The sequence below is a fragment of the Providencia sp. PROV175 genome, assembly GCF_032707045.1.
GTDB classification, from domain to species: Bacteria; Pseudomonadota; Gammaproteobacteria; order Enterobacterales; family Enterobacteriaceae; genus Providencia; species Providencia hangzhouensis.
The window spans coordinates 3,408,555-3,425,353 of record NZ_CP120533.1 but is presented as its reverse complement, the minus strand read 5'-3'; the positions used below and the strand labels follow the sequence as shown (position 1 = coordinate 3,425,353).

Genomic DNA, 16,799 nt, shown 5'->3' with positions numbered 1-16,799 from the left:
TTGTTTATCAGGCATATCAATGATTAAAATTCTAAATTACGAATAAAACGGTAGTCCGCTGATTGTGGTTTTAAACGATACAAATTAGCGGGTCGGCCACGCTCGTGGCGTTTTTCTCCGGTATCAATTAACAAATCAGCTTGTTCGAGTCGGCGCCTAAACGATTTATTTTGTAAAGGCTTACCAATCAAAACTTCATGGACATGTTGTAGCTCTGCTAAGGTAAAAACGTCAGGTAATGCAAAACCTGGAACTATCGAATAGAGTGATTTTTGCTTTAGGCGTTCTCTCGCTTGTTGATAAAGTTTGAGGTGGTCGAATGCAAGAGTCAGTTGTTCAATTTCATCAATAGAAACCCATTTTACAGAATCCACGGTATCAATATGGGATTCGCAGGCTTGGTAAGCAATTAGAGCTGTATAGCAAACAGTGACAGACCAGCCGCGAGGGTCTCGTTGGTGGTTTCCTTCCGTACAAAGTTGCTCAACATAAGGAGGAATAACTCCTGTTTTTTCTTTTAGTTTACGTAAAACAGTCTCTTCTAAGGTTTGATCATTTTGCTCATCAATAAATCCTCCCGGTAAGCCCCATTTCCCTTTTTCAGGGAAACTTGCTCGCTCAACCAGTAATACTTTCAACGTGTTTTCATGGTAAGTAAATAAAACGGCATCGACAGTGAGTAAAGGCGATAAATAATCTTTTCTGTCATAACTAGCAAGAAACTCTTTTTCATTCATATTGTTACCACTTATCGCTAAAGATGAAGTTTAGGGTTAAATCATACAGGTAAAAATAGTTATTGTCATTAAGACATTTAATGCTTGACTTGTTTGTGTCTATAGGACAATAATTAATTAAGGTCATAAAGACAATAATGAGGGATCCACTATGATTAACTTTAAATATTTCAAAGCAGACTCATCAACTTTTGTTATTCAATCGGTGAATGGGAAAGTGCGTAAGCAAGGTAAGGGGCTTAGTTTTTGGTATAACTCCGATAAAACATCCATTGCGGCACTTCCATTAAATGCCCAAGAAGCCCCATTTATTTTTAATTTACAAACGTCTGATTTCCAAAGTTTACGTATCCAGGGGCAAATTTCTTTTCAGGTAAAGCAGCCGGAAAAAACCGCGGACGTCTTAAATTTTAATTTATCTAAGGATGGGAAAAGCTACTCTTCTGAAGATCCCCTTAAATTAAGTGACCGAGTTGTGCGAGCAGCTCAAACAGTGATTCAAGCCAAAATACAAACTACTTCATTGCGAGATGCATTATTGATTAGCCAATCATTGGTGATTTTGGTGAACCAGCAATTAGCAGAGCAGGCGGTTATTGAGTCACTGGGAATTGAAATTTTGGATGTTTCTATTTCTGCCATCGCACCATTACCTGAAACGCTCAAAGCGTTAGAAGCACAAGCGAGAGAATCCATACTGAAAGAGGCTGATGATGCCATTTATGCAAGACGTAAGTTTTCTGTAGAACAAGAGCGAACAATTAAAGAAGCTGAATTAGAAACAGATTTATCTGTTCAGGCCAAAGAACAACAAATTGAAGAGGCTCGTCTTGATAATGAGCGAAAAATATTGCGAGAGCGAGCCGAAATAGAGCAAGAAGAGTTAATTGCACAAGTAAGTGCAGAGGCAAAACGCAATGAGCTGGTTGCGCTTAGTGTTGAAAACCAGCGTATACAGTCTGATGCAGATGCTTATTCCATTGAATCTAAAATGAAAGCTTACAGTCAATTACCCGTTGAAAACTTAAAAGCGTTAGCGTTGGCTAAAATGGGACCTGAGCAGTTGATGGCGATGGCATTCGAATCATTGGCACAAAATGCTGGAAAAATTGGTGAGCTCAATATATCGCCTGATTTATTTAGCCAGTTAATGAAAAAAGGAGGTAAATAATGCAAAGGAATAATGACGTGCGATTTGTATTAGTCATGCGTAAAACGCGTTTACAGGAATTGATTGAACGCTTTAACACCTGGCCTCAAGCCAAATTTTACTTGGAGCATAACCATGTTGAAGTCAGCGATTATTTAAATGAGCATGATTTATATCAGCGCCAATTAGTACAAGCCGAATCGGTATTGAAATCATTGGGTAGATTTCAATTATTGGAACGAAAATTATTGCCTAGTTACCAATTTTCTAAACAGGATATTGTTGTTGTCATTGGCCAAGATGGTTTAGTGGCGAATACCTTGAAATACTTAAATGGACAGCCAGTTATTGCTATTAACCCTGATCCTGAAAGGTGGGATGGCCAACTACTTCCTTTTGAAATAGGCCAATTGCAGGAAGTCGTGATAAATACCTTAAAAGGAAAAATAGAGCAAAAAATAGTGACTTTTGCACAAGCTACAACCAATGATGGGCAATCACTATTAGCGGTAAACGATTTATTCATTGGCCCGAAAAGCCACACTTCGGCACGCTATTTATTGAACTGGAATGGGGAACAAGAGTTTCAATCATCTTCTGGAATAATTATATCCACAGGACTTGGGTCAACGGGGTGGTTTCAATCTATTTTAGCGGGAGCACAGGCCATTATGGGAGTAAGTACTCACCCGTTGGCAAAAGGATTTGGTTGGGGGGAAAGTAAATTACAATTTAGTGTTAGGGAGCCGTTTTTAAGTAAAACGACAGGAACCAAATGGGTATTTGGCACGATTGAGCCGAGTAGCCCGTTAGCTGTTGAGTCATTAATGCCAGATAACGGCGTTATTTTTTCTGATGGCATTGAAGATGATTTCTTACAATTTAATTCAGGCTGTATTGTGACGGTGAAGATTGCGGACACACAGGGGTTATTGGTTGCTTAGCTAATTCCCCACCTCATTTACAGGTACCGAGGTGGGGTCAACATCGTTACTTTTGACGTCTATTCATAGCAAAACCAAGAATACCAAACATAATGGCGATTCCCCACATTGGATGATTACTCCAACGTGCGTAAGGGGTTAGCCCTGTTGTCGGTGTGACTTCAGTGGCTAGAGTCGCTGTTTTAAATTGTGGTAGCATATCTTGTATTGAACCATCCGCACGGATCACCGCAGTTATTCCGTTATTAGTGGAACGTAATAATGGGCGTCCCAATTCTAACGAACGCATACGTGCCATTTGGAAATGCTGCCATGGGCCGATAGATTGGCCAAACCACGCATCATTTGAAACAGTAAGTAAGTAGTCGCTATCAGGTTTAAAATTATCTCTGACCTGTGTACCTAAGATAATTTCATAACAAATAGCGGCAGTGAGGTGAATATTCCCTACAGCGAGTTGGGCTTGTTGGTAATCACCACGGCTGAATCCAGACATCGGTAAGTTAAAAAACGGTGCAATAGGGCGCAGGATATCTTCTAATGGAACAAACTCCCCAAATGGCACTAAATGATGTTTGTTATAACGGTTTTTTGATGGGTAGAGATACGGGTTTTTATCCCCTAATACAATAATCGTATTAAAGAACTCATATTCCCCATCCATTGGCCTTGCATCAACGATCCCTGTGATTAATTGAGTGTTCGAAGCCGCTAACAGCCGGTCGAGGGATTTTAGCCATGCTTGGTTATCCAGTTCAACAGAAGGTACGGCAGATTCAGGCCAGATAATTAGCGATGCTTTACCAATATAAGGACGAGATAACTCCATATAGGTATCTTTGGTTTTTTGTAAAAAACTGGCTTCCCATTTCATTGATTGGGGAATGTTGCCTTGAACCAGTGCTACTTCCATTTTCTGGCTTTCAAGTGGGGTAAACCACTGAATATTTTTGGCAACTAATGGAGCAAACAGTAAAACTACCGCTGTGGCTAATGCAATAAAGCTACGACGTAGGATAGCGAGCACTAACAAACCACTAATGCTAAATAATAGCAATGTGATCATTTCGACGCCGAATATTGGAGCGAGCGATTTCATGGGGCCATCAATTTGGCTGTAGCCAAATTGCAGCCATGGGAAACCAGTGAGAACCCAACCACGTAAAAATTCAGTGACTTGCCACAGGGCAGGAGCAAGAAATACTAAACGCCAAATATTGGCATGTGGGGCAAATTTAGCCATCAATGCCCCAAAAAGCCCTGTATAAAGGGAAAGGTATGCTGCCAAAAGAATGACAATAAAGACGTTAACAGGCCCTGGCATCCCCCCAAAATCCGCGATACTGACGTAAACCCAGTTAACGCCACTACCGAATAAGCCAAATCCCCAAGCGAAACCGATAGCAAAAGATTGCTTGGCGGTGCGCTGCAAGGTCAGTAATTGGAGAAAAAGGATAGAAAGTAGTGCGGCAGGCCAGATGTCAAAAGGCGAAAAAGCCAGCGTTCCACTGGCTCCGAAAATTAAAGCCAGCAGTAACCGCAACCGCTGACTTTGATAAATAGACGTTGAGTTCATTAAGTCTGTTCTTCTTCCAAAGTTGGAACTGGCGCGTCGTCTGGAATTTTCACGTGAAGCAGAAGGATCCGGCGACTATCTGCCATCGCAACTTTAAATTGATAGTTGTCAATTGTGATGGTTTCACCACGAGAAGGTAGATGACCGAAGGCTTGCATAACGAGGCCACCGACCGTATCAACCTCTTCGTCACTAAAATGAGTCCCAAAGGCTTCATTGAAATCTTCAATCTGCGTAAGGGCGCGCACAGAATAAGAATGGCGGCTAAGTTGACGAATATCAACATCGTCTTGGTCGTCGTATTCGTCTTCAATTTCGCCCACGATGAGCTCTAAAATATCTTCAATGGTCACTAGACCAGAAACACCACCAAACTCATCGATAACGATAGCCATATGGTAGCGTTGAGAGCGGAATTCTTTGAGTAGTCTGTCTACTCGCTTACTTTCAGGGACAACAACCGCTTGGCGTAATACCTTATCGATACTAAAAGGCTCAGCGTCAGTACGCATAAATGGCAGTAAATCTTTTGCCATTAATAACCCTTCGATATGGTCTTTATCTTCACTAATAACAGGGAAGCGTGAGTGAGCAGAGTCAATAATGACATCAAGGCACTCATCAAGCGTTTGGTTACGTTTTAAGGTAACAATTTGGGAACGCGGGATCATAATGTCGCGCACACGCTGATCCGCAATATCCATTACCCCTTCAAGCATTTCGCGGGTGTCAGGATCGATCAAATCGTTCTGTTCAGAGTCGCGGATTAATTCGACCAAATCATCACGATTTTTAGGTTCACCATGGAATAGGTGATTTAACAGTGCAAAGAACCCTTTCTTAGGACCAGGGTTATCGCTACTCGAAGAGTTATCGTCGCTCATGGCGGTTAATTTTTTTTTCCTCAAAAAATACTCGTCATACTTCGAACCGCAGCGTTGTTGGCTGCACTCGGCTACTCGAATCACATACTTATGTATGCTCATCGAGATATCCTCGCTGGCCGCCTACCTGCAATTCGAATTATTTAGAGTATTCACTCGTCGTATCTCGAACCGCAGCGTTGTTGGCTGCATTCGGCTACTCGAATCACATACTTATGTATGCTCATCGAGATACCCTCGCTGGCCGCACTTGGTACCAAAAGTAGCCCAAGTCAAAGTATTTGGAGCTTAGGTTAGTTAATAAAAACAGTTTACTACATTCTTTTTTAGCACAAAATTGACGGTTTATCTGCAAAATAACCGTCAATTTTTTGTAAAGTAATGCTTTCTTTGAGAAAGATATCTCAAAAAATTATAGTTAGGTCACTCTTTTTCTGCAAGATATGGGTCTTCATAGCCCAACTCAGCCAGAATTTCAGTTTCTAAACCTTCCATTTCTTCCGCTTCATCATCTTCAATATGATCATAGCCTAAAAGATGAAGGCAACCATGAACGACCATATGAGCCCAGTGCTCTTCTGCTGTTTTTTGTTGGTCAATAGCTTCTTGCTCAACGACTTGGCGGCAAATAATTAAATCACCAAGCAAAGGCAGCTCAATTTCTGGCGGAGCCTCAAAGGGGAATGACAACACGTTAGTCGGTTTGTCTTTGCCGCGATAGGTTAAATTTAAGTGATGGCTTTCGGGTTCATCAACTACCCGAATAGTGACTTCACTTAGTGCTTGAAATTTAGGCAAAACAGCAGCTAACCAACGCTGAAACTCGGCTTCCGAAGGCAAGCCATCAGGGTTTTCACACGCAATTTGTAAATCGAGAATAATGTCACTCATTTATAGATTTTCCTGCTTTTCAAATTGCTTTTGCTGTTCTTTTTCTTCACGTAACTGTTGGCGACGTTTATTGTCTTGTTCTTCCCATGCTTCATAAGCCATGACGACTTTGGCAACAACAGGATGACGAACCACATCTTCACTGTGGAAGAAATTGAAGCTTAAATCATCGACTTCGGAGAGCACTTCAATGGCATGACGTAACCCTGATTTACTCCCGCGAGGTAAGTCAACCTGAGTAATATCACCCGTCACAACCGCTTTGGAATTAAAACCAATACGTGTTAAAAACATCTTCATCTGTTCGATGGTGGTGTTTTGGCTCTCATCTAAAATAATAAAAGCATCATTCAAGGTACGGCCACGCATATAGGCCAGCGGTGCGACTTCGATAACATTACGCTCAATCAGCTTTTCAACTTTTTCAAAGCCTAACATTTCGAATAGCGCATCATAAAGTGGGCGTAGATAAGGGTCGACTTTTTGGCTGAGGTCGCCCGGTAAAAAACCAAGTTTCTCACCTGCTTCAACCGCAGGACGGGTTAGCAAAATACGGCGGACCTCTTGGCGCTCTAACGCATCTACTGCCGCGGCTACCGCTAAATAGGTTTTCCCAGTTCCTGCAGGGCCAATGCCAAATGTAATATCATGGTCTAAAATATTGGCGATATATTGCGCTTGATTTGGAGTGCGTGGTTTGATCACACCACGTTTAGTCTTAATATTCACCGCTTTACCGTAGTCAGGAACGCTATCGGCAGATTGCTCTAAAACACGGCTATCCAGAATGGCTAAGTGAATATTTTCAGGGTCGATATCAGGGATAACACCGCGCACAGGCGCGGTATCGACATACAGTTGACGTAAAATTTTGCTCGCCGCTTGAACATTCAGCGGCTTACCCGATAACTTAAAACGGTTATCGCGGCGATTAATTTCGATAGCAAGGCGGCGTTCTAGCTGCTTGATATTATCGTCAAATGGCCCGCAGAGGCTCATTAAACGCTGGTTATCTGCGGGTTCTAGAAAGATTTCTTGTGTTGCGATTTGCAAATTTTTTGTCTCGGTCACTGAATATCCTATGGTTGTGGCTTAGGGTTGAAAGCTGCCAACACCTAGCTCATCTTCTTTACGAGTACGTGCAATAACAGACTCTGGTGATTCATGAACGCGAAGACCCATTTGATCTTCTGTACGAATGACTTTACCGCGCAATGAGTTGGTATAAACATCCACAATTTCGACATCCACAAATTTACCGATCATATCCGGTGTGCCTTCAAAGTTCACAACACGGTTATTTTCAGTACGTCCAGACAGCTCCATGACGTTTTTACGCGATGTTCCTTCAACTAAGATACGTTGAACGGTTCCCACCATTTGGCGGCTGAAGCTTAATGCTTGCTGATTAATACGCTGTTGCAGTAAGTATAGACGCTGTTTTTTCTCATCTTCGGTTACATCATCAGGTAAATCCGCAGCTGGGGTGCCTGGACGCGCGGAATAGACAAAGCTGTAGCTCATATCAAAGTTCACGTCTGCAATCAGTTTCATGGTTTTTTCGAAGTCTTCGGTTGTTTCACCGGGGAAGCCCACGATAAAGTCTGAACTGATTAGAATACCAGGGCGTGCTTCACGCAGTTTGCGAATAATGGCTTTGTATTCAAGTGCGGTATGAGCGCGTTTCATCATTGTTAGAACGCGGTCTGAGCCACTTTGCACGGGTAGATGCAAGAAACTGACTAATTCAGGGGTATCGCGGTAAACTTCGATGATATCGTCAGTAAATTCAATTGGGTGGCTAGTGGTAAAGCGGACACGGTCGATACCATCAATCGCAGCGACTAAACGCAATAATTCTGCAAATGAGCAAATTTCACCATCAAAGGTTTCACCGCGGTAGGCATTCACGTTTTGGCCAAGCAAATTAACTTCACGTACACCTTGTGCCGCTAACTGCGCGATTTCAAACAAGATATCATCACAAGGGCGGCTAACCTCTTCACCACGGGTATAAGGCACTACGCAGAAAGTGCAATACTTGTTACAGCCTTCCATAATGGAAACGAATGCGGTCGGGCCTTCAGCGCGAGGTTCTGGTAAGCGGTCAAATTTTTCAATTTCAGGGAAACTGATATCGATAACAGGGCTACGCGTACCTTGAACTTGATTAATCATTTCAGGCAAACGGTGCAAAGTTTGCGGGCCGAAAACGATGTCAACACTTGGTGCACGTTGGCGAATAAAATCCCCTTCTTGTGAAGCGACACAGCCGCCTACACCAATAATAATGTCAGGGTTTTTGTCTTTAAAAAACTTCCAACGACCAAGTTGATGGAAGACTTTTTCTTGTGCTTTTTCACGAATGGAACAGGTATTAAGCAGTAATAAGTCTGCTTCTTCTGCAACTTCAGTGAGTTGATAACCATGGGTATTTTCTAATAAAGAAACCATTTTGGATGAGTCATACTCATTCATTTGGCAACCCCAAGTTTTAATATATAGCTTTTTATTCGTCGACATGTCGTATATCCGGTGTTTTCGAAGCGGCTAGTGTAATGGACTCCGAAACGCGTTGTAAATCCAAAGTCCTACCCTTTATATTTTTGGGAACTCGCATGCATTTTGATTAAGGACATCATTGTATGATGGGATAAATGCAAAGATATTTAAAATGATATCACTACACGAAATCTAAGGGCAGGCAATTTGCCTATTGTTTTAAAATTAGCACGTATTGTATTCATTTGCGGCATCAGTGACCAGAGGATGTTGCAAAATTGTGGTTGTTTTTTGTGCAAATCAAAGTGTTTTCAGCAAAATATACTATTTGTAAGGTTATTAAGGTGGAGGAATGAATGGCCTCTGAGACTTCAATGCCTATATTTCCTGTGAGAACTCTCATTTTTCGGTACAATACCTTTATCCACGTGGTCACTGTTATCAAACAATAACCTTTATTAAACAGTAAATAGTAGCGAACGTATGAATAAATTAATCGAATCTTATGATGTTGTCGTCGTTGGCGCGGGTATGACTGGCGCGGCAGCAGCATTGGGCTTTGCTCAAGAAGGCATGCGAGTTGCTTTGCTTGAAAAAGCACAACCTGTGGCCTTTGACCCACAAAGTGCCCCTGATGTTCGTATTTCTGCGATTAGCCGCGCTTCTGTTGAATTGTTGGAGCAATTAGGGGCTTGGCAACATGTTAAGGCAATGCGAAGTGCCCCATATCGCCAGTTAGAAACATGGGAAGAACCAGATAGCAATGTGATTTTTGATGCTAAAAGCCTTGGGCTACCTGAACTTGGGTTTATGGTAGAAAACAGAGTACTACAGCTTGCGTTATGGCAAGAATGTGAAAAATACAGCAATCTAGACCTTGTTTGCCCGGCGAAACTCATCAATTTATACCAACCTAAGCAGCAAAAAGAATGGATGTTAGCATTAGATGATGGCCATACTTTACAAGCTAAGCTTGTGGTCGGAGCCGATGGCGCTAATTCGCAAGTCCGTAAAATGGCAGGAATTGGTAGCCGCGGCTGGCAGTATCGCCAGTCATGTATGTTGATTAGCATTCAAACACAGCAACCTCAGCAAGATAAAACATGGCAGCAGTTTTTCCCATCAGGGCCAAGGGCATTTTTACCTCTGTATGATAATTGGGCCTCATTAGTCTGGTATGACAGTCCCGCAAAGATTAGACGTTTACAAGGTATGTCAATGGAACAATTGACGGGAGCAATATCCGAAGCCTTTCCTGAACGTTTAGGGCCTGTTACTGCAATTGCGTCAGGGGCATTTCCACTGACTCGTCATCATGCAAGCCGCTATGTGATGGATGGGTTAGCATTGATTGGCGATGCAGCCCATACTATCAACCCATTAGCGGGGCAGGGTGTGAATTTAGGCTACCGAGATGTTGATGCTCTTTTGAAAGAAGTAATTTACGCGCGTGAATATATACAACCTTGGAGTTCCCTTGATGTATTGAAACGTTACCAACGACGTCGTTTGCCTGATAATTTAATTATGCAAGCTGGGATGGATGTTTTTTACATGGCATTTAGTGAAAAGTTACCGGGATTGAAAATAGTTAGGAATCTTGGGTTGATGGCGGCACAGCGCGCCGGAGAAGCAAAAAAACTGGCTCTGAAGTATGCGTTAGGGTTATAGAACTTATCTTAGATATATAAATAGGCCGCAAAATTAGAGGCCTATTTATAATTAAATGAAGAAGTTAGCGCTATTTATTATTAGCTAAATCAATTGGCTGAATGTGACTTATATCTGTATTGATGCTGTCGTCTTCAGTAATCACTGAATCTAAAGTTTCATTTTTTGCTGAAAATGCATGAGCCAGTTTTTCTGTGTCGAGTTCTTTTTCCCAACGTGCAACAACGATACACGCACATGCGTTACCGACTAAGTTAGTTAAAGCACGGCACTCAGACATAAATCGGTCGATACCTAAAATAAGCGCCATGCCTGCAACAGGAACGCTTGGTACCACCATCAAAGTGGCTGCTAAGGTAATAAAACCTGCACCCGTTACACCAGCTGCCCCCTTCGAGCTTATCATGGCAACTAGCAGCAATGAAATTTGTTCCCAGATAGTCAGCTCAATATTAGTGGCTTGGGCAATAAATAATGCGGCCATCGTCATATAGATGTTAGTACCGTCAAGGTTGAAAGAATAGCCTGTAGGGATCACTAACCCGACAACCGATTTTTCACACCCAGCATGCTCCATTTTGCGCATTAAGCTTGGCAGTGCCGCTTCGGAAGAAGAGGTACCTAAAACTAACCATAGCTCGTCTTTGATATATTTAATTAGCGCAATGATTGAGAAGCCGTTGTATTTAGCAACTGCACCCAGAACAAGTAAGACGAACAACAGTGAGGTAATATAGAACGTCATTATCAGCATCATTAAGTTGCCAATAGATGAAATTCCATATTTACCAATGGTAAATGCCATTGCCCCAAATGCCCCAATAGGTGCGAGTTTCATGAGCATCGCAACCATTTTGAACACAGGTTCAGAAAAGTTTTGCAGTAGCTTAACAATAGGCTCGCCGTGTTTACCTGTTGCCGCCAATGCTAATCCGAAAATGACAGCAATAAATAGAACTTGCAGAATGTTGCCGTTTACTAATGGACTAATGACGGTATCAGGGATGATATTCATCAAGAAGCCAACTATCGAAGATTCGTGTGCTTTTTCAACGTAGGTGGCAACTTTAGTGCTATCAAGGGTTGCCGGATCAATGTTAAGGCCTGATCCTGGGCGAATGATATTTGCGACGATAAGACCGATGATGAGAGCGATGGTCGAGAAAGTGATGAAGTAGAGCATCGCTTTACCTGCGACGCTACCAACGGCCTTCATGTTTGACATGCCTGATATACCAGTGACTACAGTTAAGAAGATAACTGGCGCGATAATCATTTTAACGATTTTGATGAATGCATCACCAAGCGGTTTTAATGACTCTCCAATGTCTGGAAAAAAGTGGCCAAGTGCGATACCCAGAACGATGGCTACGATTACCTGAACATATAAGATCTTATATATTGGTTGCTTTATCATGTTTCGCATAAATTTTCTCTGTAAAAATGTTGCGTTTGGCAATTTATAATTATTAGGTTTAAAACTTTTATTAGAGTTTCTGAGAACTAATTTAGTTGGAATGGAAGAAGGGGCTGAATTTATTAGTACCAGAGGTTGATAATAATTTAACTGGTAATAATCATACCTAACTACAATTCGAGCGCAGATTACCACTTTCGATGGTTATATAGAAATGATTGAAGTCACACATTTGATAGAAAAGTTATGCAAACGTAAATTTTATGAGGTAAATGTTGCTTTAACACCACTTTAAACGATTAAGCTATTGGTTAATCGGTAATATTAGGATTAAATAAATAAGTAAATGACCAAAAAGTAATCATTTAAACTAAAAATAGGGATGTAAATATAGAAAACAGTAGAGAGGGATACTTTACTGCTTAAAAAATGGAGTTATCTGCTAATTTGTTACTTTTTATTTAATTTATCAATAAAATCGATAAGTAAAATTAAGACTGCCTAAGCATAGTAAGATAGAACAGGGAGTTAATTTAAGCGATGTTGAAAAGAGAATGGCTGGGGTACCAGGATTCGAACCTGGGAATGCCAGGATCAAAACCTGGTGCCTTACCGCTTGGCGATACCCCAACAAAAGAAATGGTAGCTACGACGGGATTCGAACCTGTGACCCCAACATTATGAGTGTTGTGCTCTAACCAACTGAGCTACATAGCCATATATAATTTCTTTGAAATGAATTGTGCAACTCTAGGTAGGATAGTAGATGGCTGGGGTACCAGGATTCGAACCTGGGAATGCCAGGATCAAAACCTGGTGCCTTACCGCTTGGCGATACCCCATCCGGGAATTCTACTATTGATTGTTTTAAGATGGCTGGGGTACCAGGATTCGAACCTGGGAATGCCAGGATCAAAACCTGGTGCCTTACCGCTTGGCGATACCCCAATCTTAAATTCAATGCTACCGAGAAGGAAAATGGTGCGGGAGACAAGACTTGAACTTGCACACCTTGCGGCGCCAGAACCTAAATCTGGTGCGTCTACCAATTTCGCCACTCCCGCAAAATAATGGTGGCTATGACGGGATTCGAACCTGTGACCCCAACATTATGAGTGTTGTGCTCTAACCAGCTGAGCTACATAGCCATCTTTTTTTGCATAACCTTCGTCGGCGTTGCGGGGCGCATTATGCTAATTACAGACCCGACAGTCAACAGCTTTTTGCACTATTTTTCAGAAAACGTGACTGTTTGTTTGTTGAATAATCATTTTGTCGATAAAGCCAGCAAAAAACAAGCCCGTATTTGAAAAAAATCACTTTTTGTCTTAGACGCTAGATAAATGTAATTTGTTAAGGGGAGGAAATAATACAGCGAAAGAGCTCAAAAATTTGTGCGGGGAACAACGTGGAGGAATGGGGAGTATGCTAAAAATGATATATGAAATGAAAATATTCAGTTTATAGACAATAAAAAAGCAGGTATCTCAACCTGCTTTAAAGAAAATAACGCCAAAAATTAGCTTTCAAACAATTTTTGTAATAATTCACCATTAAGCATCGCACGTTTAGTGAGTGCGAAAGCGCCTATTGCCGAATTATGAACCAACTGCGATGTGACGATGGGAAGATTTTCCCTAAATCCTTTTAAGGCTTGTGTGTCAATACAGCTTTGAATCGCGGGTATCAGAATTTGTTCTGCTTCCGTGATATCCCCTGCAATAACGACTTTTTCAGGGTTAAATAAGTTTATAGAGATAGCAATCGCTTTACCGATTTGCCGACCAACGTGCTGGATAACTTCCGTAGCAAGTGGGTCTCCCTTATTAGCAGCTTGGCAAATATGGAAAATCGTACAAGTTTCCAATGTAAGGGAACTTGAATAGCCTTGTTCTAAACGCTGTTTTACGCGGGCTTCAATCGCTTGGTTTGAGGCAATGGTTTCTAAACAACCAAAATTACCACAGTGGCAAAGTTCGCCAAGGGGGTCAACTTGGATATGGCCGATTTCCCCTAGGTTACCTCGATGGTTGAGCAATATCTCTTTATTGATGACTAAGCCTGCCCCTGCGCCTCTGTGGATGCGAACGAGCAGTGAGTCTTCGCAATCACGAGTTGCACCAAAATAGCTCTCAGCGAGGGCTAGGCTGCGAATATCGTGCCCTGCATAACAGGTAATTTTAAAGTGTGCTTGCAAGTTGTCGATGAGATGCCAATTATCGACCTTGATATGCGGCATGTAGTAGACAATACCACTGTTTGGGTTAACTAACCCAGGGAGAATAATAGAAATCGCGATCAACTCTTTTAAGCGTTTCTGATTGTGTTCGATAAAGTCTTCAAGGGCGGCAATCAGTTTTTGTTCAACCGCTTGCTGAGAGGGCTCTGTGATAGGGTAATGAGCATCGACAATCATTTTGCCACCTAAGTCGTATAAGGCAATGGTGGCATCATAGCGGCCTAAGCGGACGCCAATCGTATGAAAATTTTTGTGCTCAGAAACAATAGATATAGCACGACGGCCCCCAGTGGAGGCCTGTTGGTCAACTTCTTTAATTAAACCACGTTCGAGTAACTGGCGAGTGATTTTAGTCACACTGGCTGGGGCAAGTTGGCTTTGCTCCGCGATTTGAATTCTTGATATCGGGCCATGTTGGTCAATTAAACTATAGACGACAGCGCTATTTAGTTGTTTGACGAGATCAATATTACCAATTTGCTTCAGCGAGTGGCTTTGATTCATTAGCTAGTTACTCATTTTTTGTAGACTTCTGCTCCGTTAACATAGGTTGCAAGGACGTCGAAGTCGTGGTTAAACGCGGTTAAATTCGCAATTTTACCCGGAGCAATAGACCCTAAGGTCTCATCAACTCCGATGGCTCTTGCGGGGTAGAGCGTTGCCATTCTCAGTGTTTCATCTAATGGGATACCCACGTACTCTACACTGTTTCTCACTGCTTCTATCATTGTGAGTGATGAGCCGCTGAGTGTGCCATTTTCATCTACACATAATCCATCGCGGTAGTATATGGTTTTACCTGCGAAGATAAAATGATCCATTTCACCAGTTTGAGGATCTATTCCTGCGGGCGCTGTGGCATCAGTCACTAAAATTAATTTATCACCTTTTAAGTGTTTGCTATTACGAATGTTTGCCCACTGGACATGCAAGCCATCAGCGATAATTCCCGCATATACTTCAGGAGTGTCATAAATAGCGCCAACTAAACCTGGGCCACGGCCTGAAATATATGGCATGGCGTTAAAAAGGTGCGTTGAAAAGCGAATTCCGGCTTTAAAACCCAGTTTGGCTTCTTCATACGTCGCATTTGAATGTCCAGCAGAAATAACAATGCCGGAATCTTTCAATTGGTGAATGTAATCAAGTTCTACCATTTCAGGCGCTAAAGTAATTTTAGTGATAGCGTCTGCATGAGCGGCTAAATAATCAATCATCTGCGCGGATGGTTGGCGGATAAATTCAGGGTTATGCGTACCTTTTTTGATAACATTAATATATGGGCCTTCTAAATGAAGTCCTAGAGCTTGGTTCTTGTGGTCTTTTAAGTACTCTGTCATGACCTCAATACCATGCTTCATTAATTCGTCAGAGCAAGTAATCAGCGTTGGCAGGTAACTGGTGCACCCTGTACGCTCATTGGCTTTTTGCATGATATCCAAATTCTTCAATGTGACATTTTCTTTATTATCATTGAATTGGACACCACCACAGCCGTTGACTTGCAGGTCAATAAACCCAGCGGATAAGATTGCACCTTGTAGGTCATGCAGTGGAATATGGGAAGGTAATTCAGAGACAGGACAAACATCTTTGATGATTTCACCATCAATGACGACCGCATGGTTATCCAGTCTTTCATGACCTGTATAAATAATGCAATTTGTTAATGCATACATGGCTTAAAACTCCTGACCTCTGGAAGGTGGGTCACCGATCAGCCTTCGCTGACCGGGTGATTGATAAACATAATCTTAGTTAAACTTTTCAATAATTTCAGATTCTAGCTGTTTGAAATATTTAAGTGTTTTAACTTTTAATTCGAGTGTTGCTGGTTCATCACAAACGACCAGTGCTTTTGGGTGCATTTGCACGCAACTCACTGTCCACATATGGTTAATTGAACCTTCAACTGCTGCATGAACTGCGTTCGCTTTATTCGCACCCGTAGCGAGTACCATTAACTCTTCAGCATCCATTAACGTGGCTACACCCACAGTTAAAGCGAATTTTGGTACTTGATTGATATCATTATCAAAGAAACGTGAGTTAGCTTGGCGCGTTTCTGGTGTTAATGTCTTAATGCGGGTACGAGAGTTCAATGAAGAACCGGGTTCATTAAAAGCAATGTGACCGTCGTTACCTACGCCGCCCATAAATAAATTAATTTTGCCGTAAGATTTAATTTTATCTTCATAACGTTGGCATTCCGCATCAACATCAGGGGCATTACCATTCAGTAAATTGATATTTTGCGCTTGAATGTCGATGTGGTTAAAGAAATTATCATGCATAAATGTGTGATAGCTTTGAGGATGATTAGCGGGAATACCAATATACTCATCCATATTAAATGTTACCACATGCTTAAAACTGACTTTTCCTGCGTTATATAAAGCAATCAATGCCTTATAAGTGGCAAGAGGAGTGCCGCCTGTTGGTAACCCAAGAACGAAAGGGCGATCAGCAGTTGGGTTGAATGCGTTAATTTTGTCAGCAATATACTGTGCGGACCAAATGCCGACATCATGCGCATTGTTAAGTGGAATTAGCCTCATGTCTCAATTACCTCTAATAAGTCTGTGAAATCTTTCATGTATATATGTATCCCTGATGTTATTCATTAGATATAGGAATACTCGTTATACTACAAATTTATTACGCGCTGGTGTTGGTACACAGTGCCGTTTTAACGGCTACACCTGCATTTTAAACGCGCTGAGAATATACAGGTTAATAACATAAATAAGTTATTTTTAATCATAAAATAAGTTTTCGATAATAGCTA

Annotated in this window: 13 protein-coding genes and 6 tRNA genes; 3 read left to right on the top strand and 16 right to left on the bottom strand. The window is 41.7% G+C overall.

Annotated elements, in window-relative coordinates; translation table 11 throughout:
• Positions 1 to 23: 23 nt before the first annotated feature.
• Positions 24 to 737, bottom strand: coding sequence for an NUDIX hydrolase (locus P3L44_RS15550; protein WP_272662561.1), 714 nt, complete (start codon positions 735 to 737; stop codon positions 24 to 26).
• A 151-nt stretch (positions 738 to 888) separates the two neighbouring features.
• On the opposite strand from P3L44_RS15550, the gene P3L44_RS15545 reads away from it, so the two are divergent.
• Together P3L44_RS15545 and P3L44_RS15540 are read left to right on the top strand one after the other, a co-directional pair.
• A complete protein-coding gene (locus P3L44_RS15545) occupies positions 889 to 1,908 on the top strand; it encodes an SPFH domain-containing protein (RefSeq protein WP_004257001.1) in 1,020 nt (339 codons plus the stop codon).
• A complete protein-coding gene (locus P3L44_RS15540; RefSeq protein WP_200129370.1) occupies positions 1,908 to 2,831 on the top strand; it encodes a sugar kinase in 924 nt (307 codons plus the stop codon). The genes P3L44_RS15545 and P3L44_RS15540 overlap by 1 nt, the downstream gene beginning before the upstream one ends.
• Positions 2,832 to 2,877: 46 nt before the next feature.
• Here P3L44_RS15540 and lnt read toward each other — a convergent pair whose 3' ends face one another.
• From lnt to miaB, 5 genes are all read right to left on the bottom strand, one after another.
• Positions 2,878 to 4,407 carry an apolipoprotein N-acyltransferase gene (lnt, locus tag P3L44_RS15535; RefSeq protein WP_140172805.1) on the bottom strand — a complete coding sequence of 510 codons (1,530 nt, stop codon included), beginning with the start codon at positions 4,405 to 4,407 and terminating at the stop codon, positions 2,878 to 2,880.
• Positions 4,407 to 5,291: a CNNM family magnesium/cobalt transport protein CorC gene (gene corC, locus P3L44_RS15530; RefSeq protein ID WP_036958175.1), complete on the bottom strand. Its 885-nt coding sequence runs from the start codon at positions 5,289 to 5,291 to the stop codon at positions 4,407 to 4,409. Before corC ends, lnt begins: the two co-directional genes overlap by 1 nt.
• Before the next feature lie 423 nt (positions 5,292 to 5,714).
• A complete protein-coding gene (gene ybeY, locus P3L44_RS15525; protein WP_140172804.1) occupies positions 5,715 to 6,182 on the bottom strand; it encodes an rRNA maturation RNase YbeY in 468 nt (155 codons plus the stop codon).
• Positions 6,183 to 7,235, bottom strand: a complete 1,053-nt coding sequence (locus P3L44_RS15520; protein ID WP_004908988.1) for a PhoH family protein — start codon at positions 7,233 to 7,235, stop codon at positions 6,183 to 6,185. It abuts the gene before it with no gap.
• A gap of 39 nt (positions 7,236 to 7,274) precedes the next feature.
• Complete coding sequence (miaB, locus tag P3L44_RS15515; protein WP_096864953.1) at positions 7,275 to 8,705, bottom strand: tRNA (N6-isopentenyl adenosine(37)-C2)-methylthiotransferase MiaB; 1,431 nt, start codon at positions 8,703 to 8,705, stop codon at positions 7,275 to 7,277.
• 462 nt (positions 8,706 to 9,167) lie between these two features.
• Here miaB and ubiF point away from each other — a divergent pair, with 462 nt between their 5' ends.
• Entirely contained in the window at positions 9,168 to 10,355 is a 1,188-nt protein-coding gene (ubiF, locus tag P3L44_RS15510) for a 3-demethoxyubiquinol 3-hydroxylase (protein ID WP_140172803.1), read from the top strand.
• Positions 10,356 to 10,425: 70 nt separating this feature from the next.
• Here the strand turns inward: ubiF and P3L44_RS15505 are convergent, their stop codons facing one another.
• The 10 genes from P3L44_RS15505 to nagB form a co-directional block, all read right to left on the bottom strand.
• Positions 10,426 to 11,781: a dicarboxylate/amino acid:cation symporter gene (locus P3L44_RS15505; RefSeq protein WP_272662559.1), complete on the bottom strand. Its 1,356-nt coding sequence runs from the start codon at positions 11,779 to 11,781 to the stop codon at positions 10,426 to 10,428.
• 546 nt (positions 11,782 to 12,327) lie between these two features.
• Positions 12,328 to 12,402, bottom strand: a tRNA-Gln gene (locus P3L44_RS15500).
• A gap of 10 nt (positions 12,403 to 12,412) precedes the next feature.
• Positions 12,413 to 12,489, bottom strand: a tRNA-Met gene (locus P3L44_RS15495).
• A 50-nt stretch (positions 12,490 to 12,539) separates the two neighbouring features.
• Positions 12,540 to 12,614 (bottom strand) — tRNA-Gln (locus P3L44_RS15490).
• 31 nt (positions 12,615 to 12,645) lie between these two features.
• Positions 12,646 to 12,720 (bottom strand) — tRNA-Gln (locus tag P3L44_RS15485).
• Positions 12,721 to 12,751: 31 nt separating this feature from the next.
• Positions 12,752 to 12,836: transfer RNA gene (locus tag P3L44_RS15480), tRNA-Leu, on the bottom strand.
• Positions 12,837 to 12,843: 7 nt separating this feature from the next.
• Positions 12,844 to 12,920: transfer RNA gene (locus P3L44_RS15475), tRNA-Met, on the bottom strand.
• A gap of 371 nt (positions 12,921 to 13,291) precedes the next feature.
• Entirely contained in the window at positions 13,292 to 14,515 is a 1,224-nt protein-coding gene (locus P3L44_RS15470) for an ROK family protein (RefSeq protein WP_272662558.1), read from the bottom strand.
• An 11-nt stretch (positions 14,516 to 14,526) separates the two neighbouring features.
• Positions 14,527 to 15,690, bottom strand: a complete 1,164-nt coding sequence (nagA, locus tag P3L44_RS15465) for an N-acetylglucosamine-6-phosphate deacetylase (RefSeq protein ID WP_272662557.1) — start codon at positions 15,688 to 15,690, stop codon at positions 14,527 to 14,529.
• Between the two features lie 75 nt (positions 15,691 to 15,765).
• Entirely contained in the window at positions 15,766 to 16,569 is an 804-nt protein-coding gene (gene nagB / locus P3L44_RS15460) for a glucosamine-6-phosphate deaminase (protein WP_004256954.1), read from the bottom strand.
• Positions 16,570 to 16,799 lie beyond the last annotated feature (230 nt).

What these genes read in the sequence shown, in the direction of transcription:
- P3L44_RS15550 (WP_272662561.1), bottom strand. Translation starts at nt 737, where the DNA reads ATGAATGAAAAAGAGTTTCTTGCTAGTTATGACAGAAAAGATTATTTA.
- P3L44_RS15545 (WP_004257001.1), top strand. Translation starts at nt 889, where the DNA reads ATGATTAACTTTAAATATTTCAAAGCAGACTCATCAACTTTTGTTATT.
- P3L44_RS15540 (WP_200129370.1), top strand. Translation starts at nt 1,908, where the DNA reads ATGCAAAGGAATAATGACGTGCGATTTGTATTAGTCATGCGTAAAACG.
- lnt (WP_140172805.1), bottom strand. Translation starts at nt 4,407, where the DNA reads ATGAACTCAACGTCTATTTATCAAAGTCAGCGGTTGCGGTTACTGCTG.
- corC (WP_036958175.1), bottom strand. Translation starts at nt 5,291, where the DNA reads ATGAGCGACGATAACTCTTCGAGTAGCGATAACCCTGGTCCTAAGAAA.
- ybeY (WP_140172804.1), bottom strand. Translation starts at nt 6,182, where the DNA reads ATGAGTGACATTATTCTCGATTTACAAATTGCGTGTGAAAACCCTGAT.
- miaB (WP_096864953.1), bottom strand. Translation starts at nt 8,705, where the DNA reads ATGTCGACGAATAAAAAGCTATATATTAAAACTTGGGGTTGCCAAATG.
- ubiF (WP_140172803.1), top strand. Translation starts at nt 9,168, where the DNA reads ATGAATAAATTAATCGAATCTTATGATGTTGTCGTCGTTGGCGCGGGT.
- P3L44_RS15505 (WP_272662559.1), bottom strand. Translation starts at nt 11,781, where the DNA reads ATGCGAAACATGATAAAGCAACCAATATATAAGATCTTATATGTTCAG.
- P3L44_RS15470 (WP_272662558.1), bottom strand. Translation starts at nt 14,515, where the DNA reads ATGAATCAAAGCCACTCGCTGAAGCAAATTGGTAATATTGATCTCGTC.
- nagA (WP_272662557.1), bottom strand. Translation starts at nt 15,690, where the DNA reads ATGTATGCATTAACAAATTGCATTATTTATACAGGTCATGAAAGACTG.
- nagB (WP_004256954.1), bottom strand. Translation starts at nt 16,569, where the DNA reads ATGAGGCTAATTCCACTTAACAATGCGCATGATGTCGGCATTTGGTCC.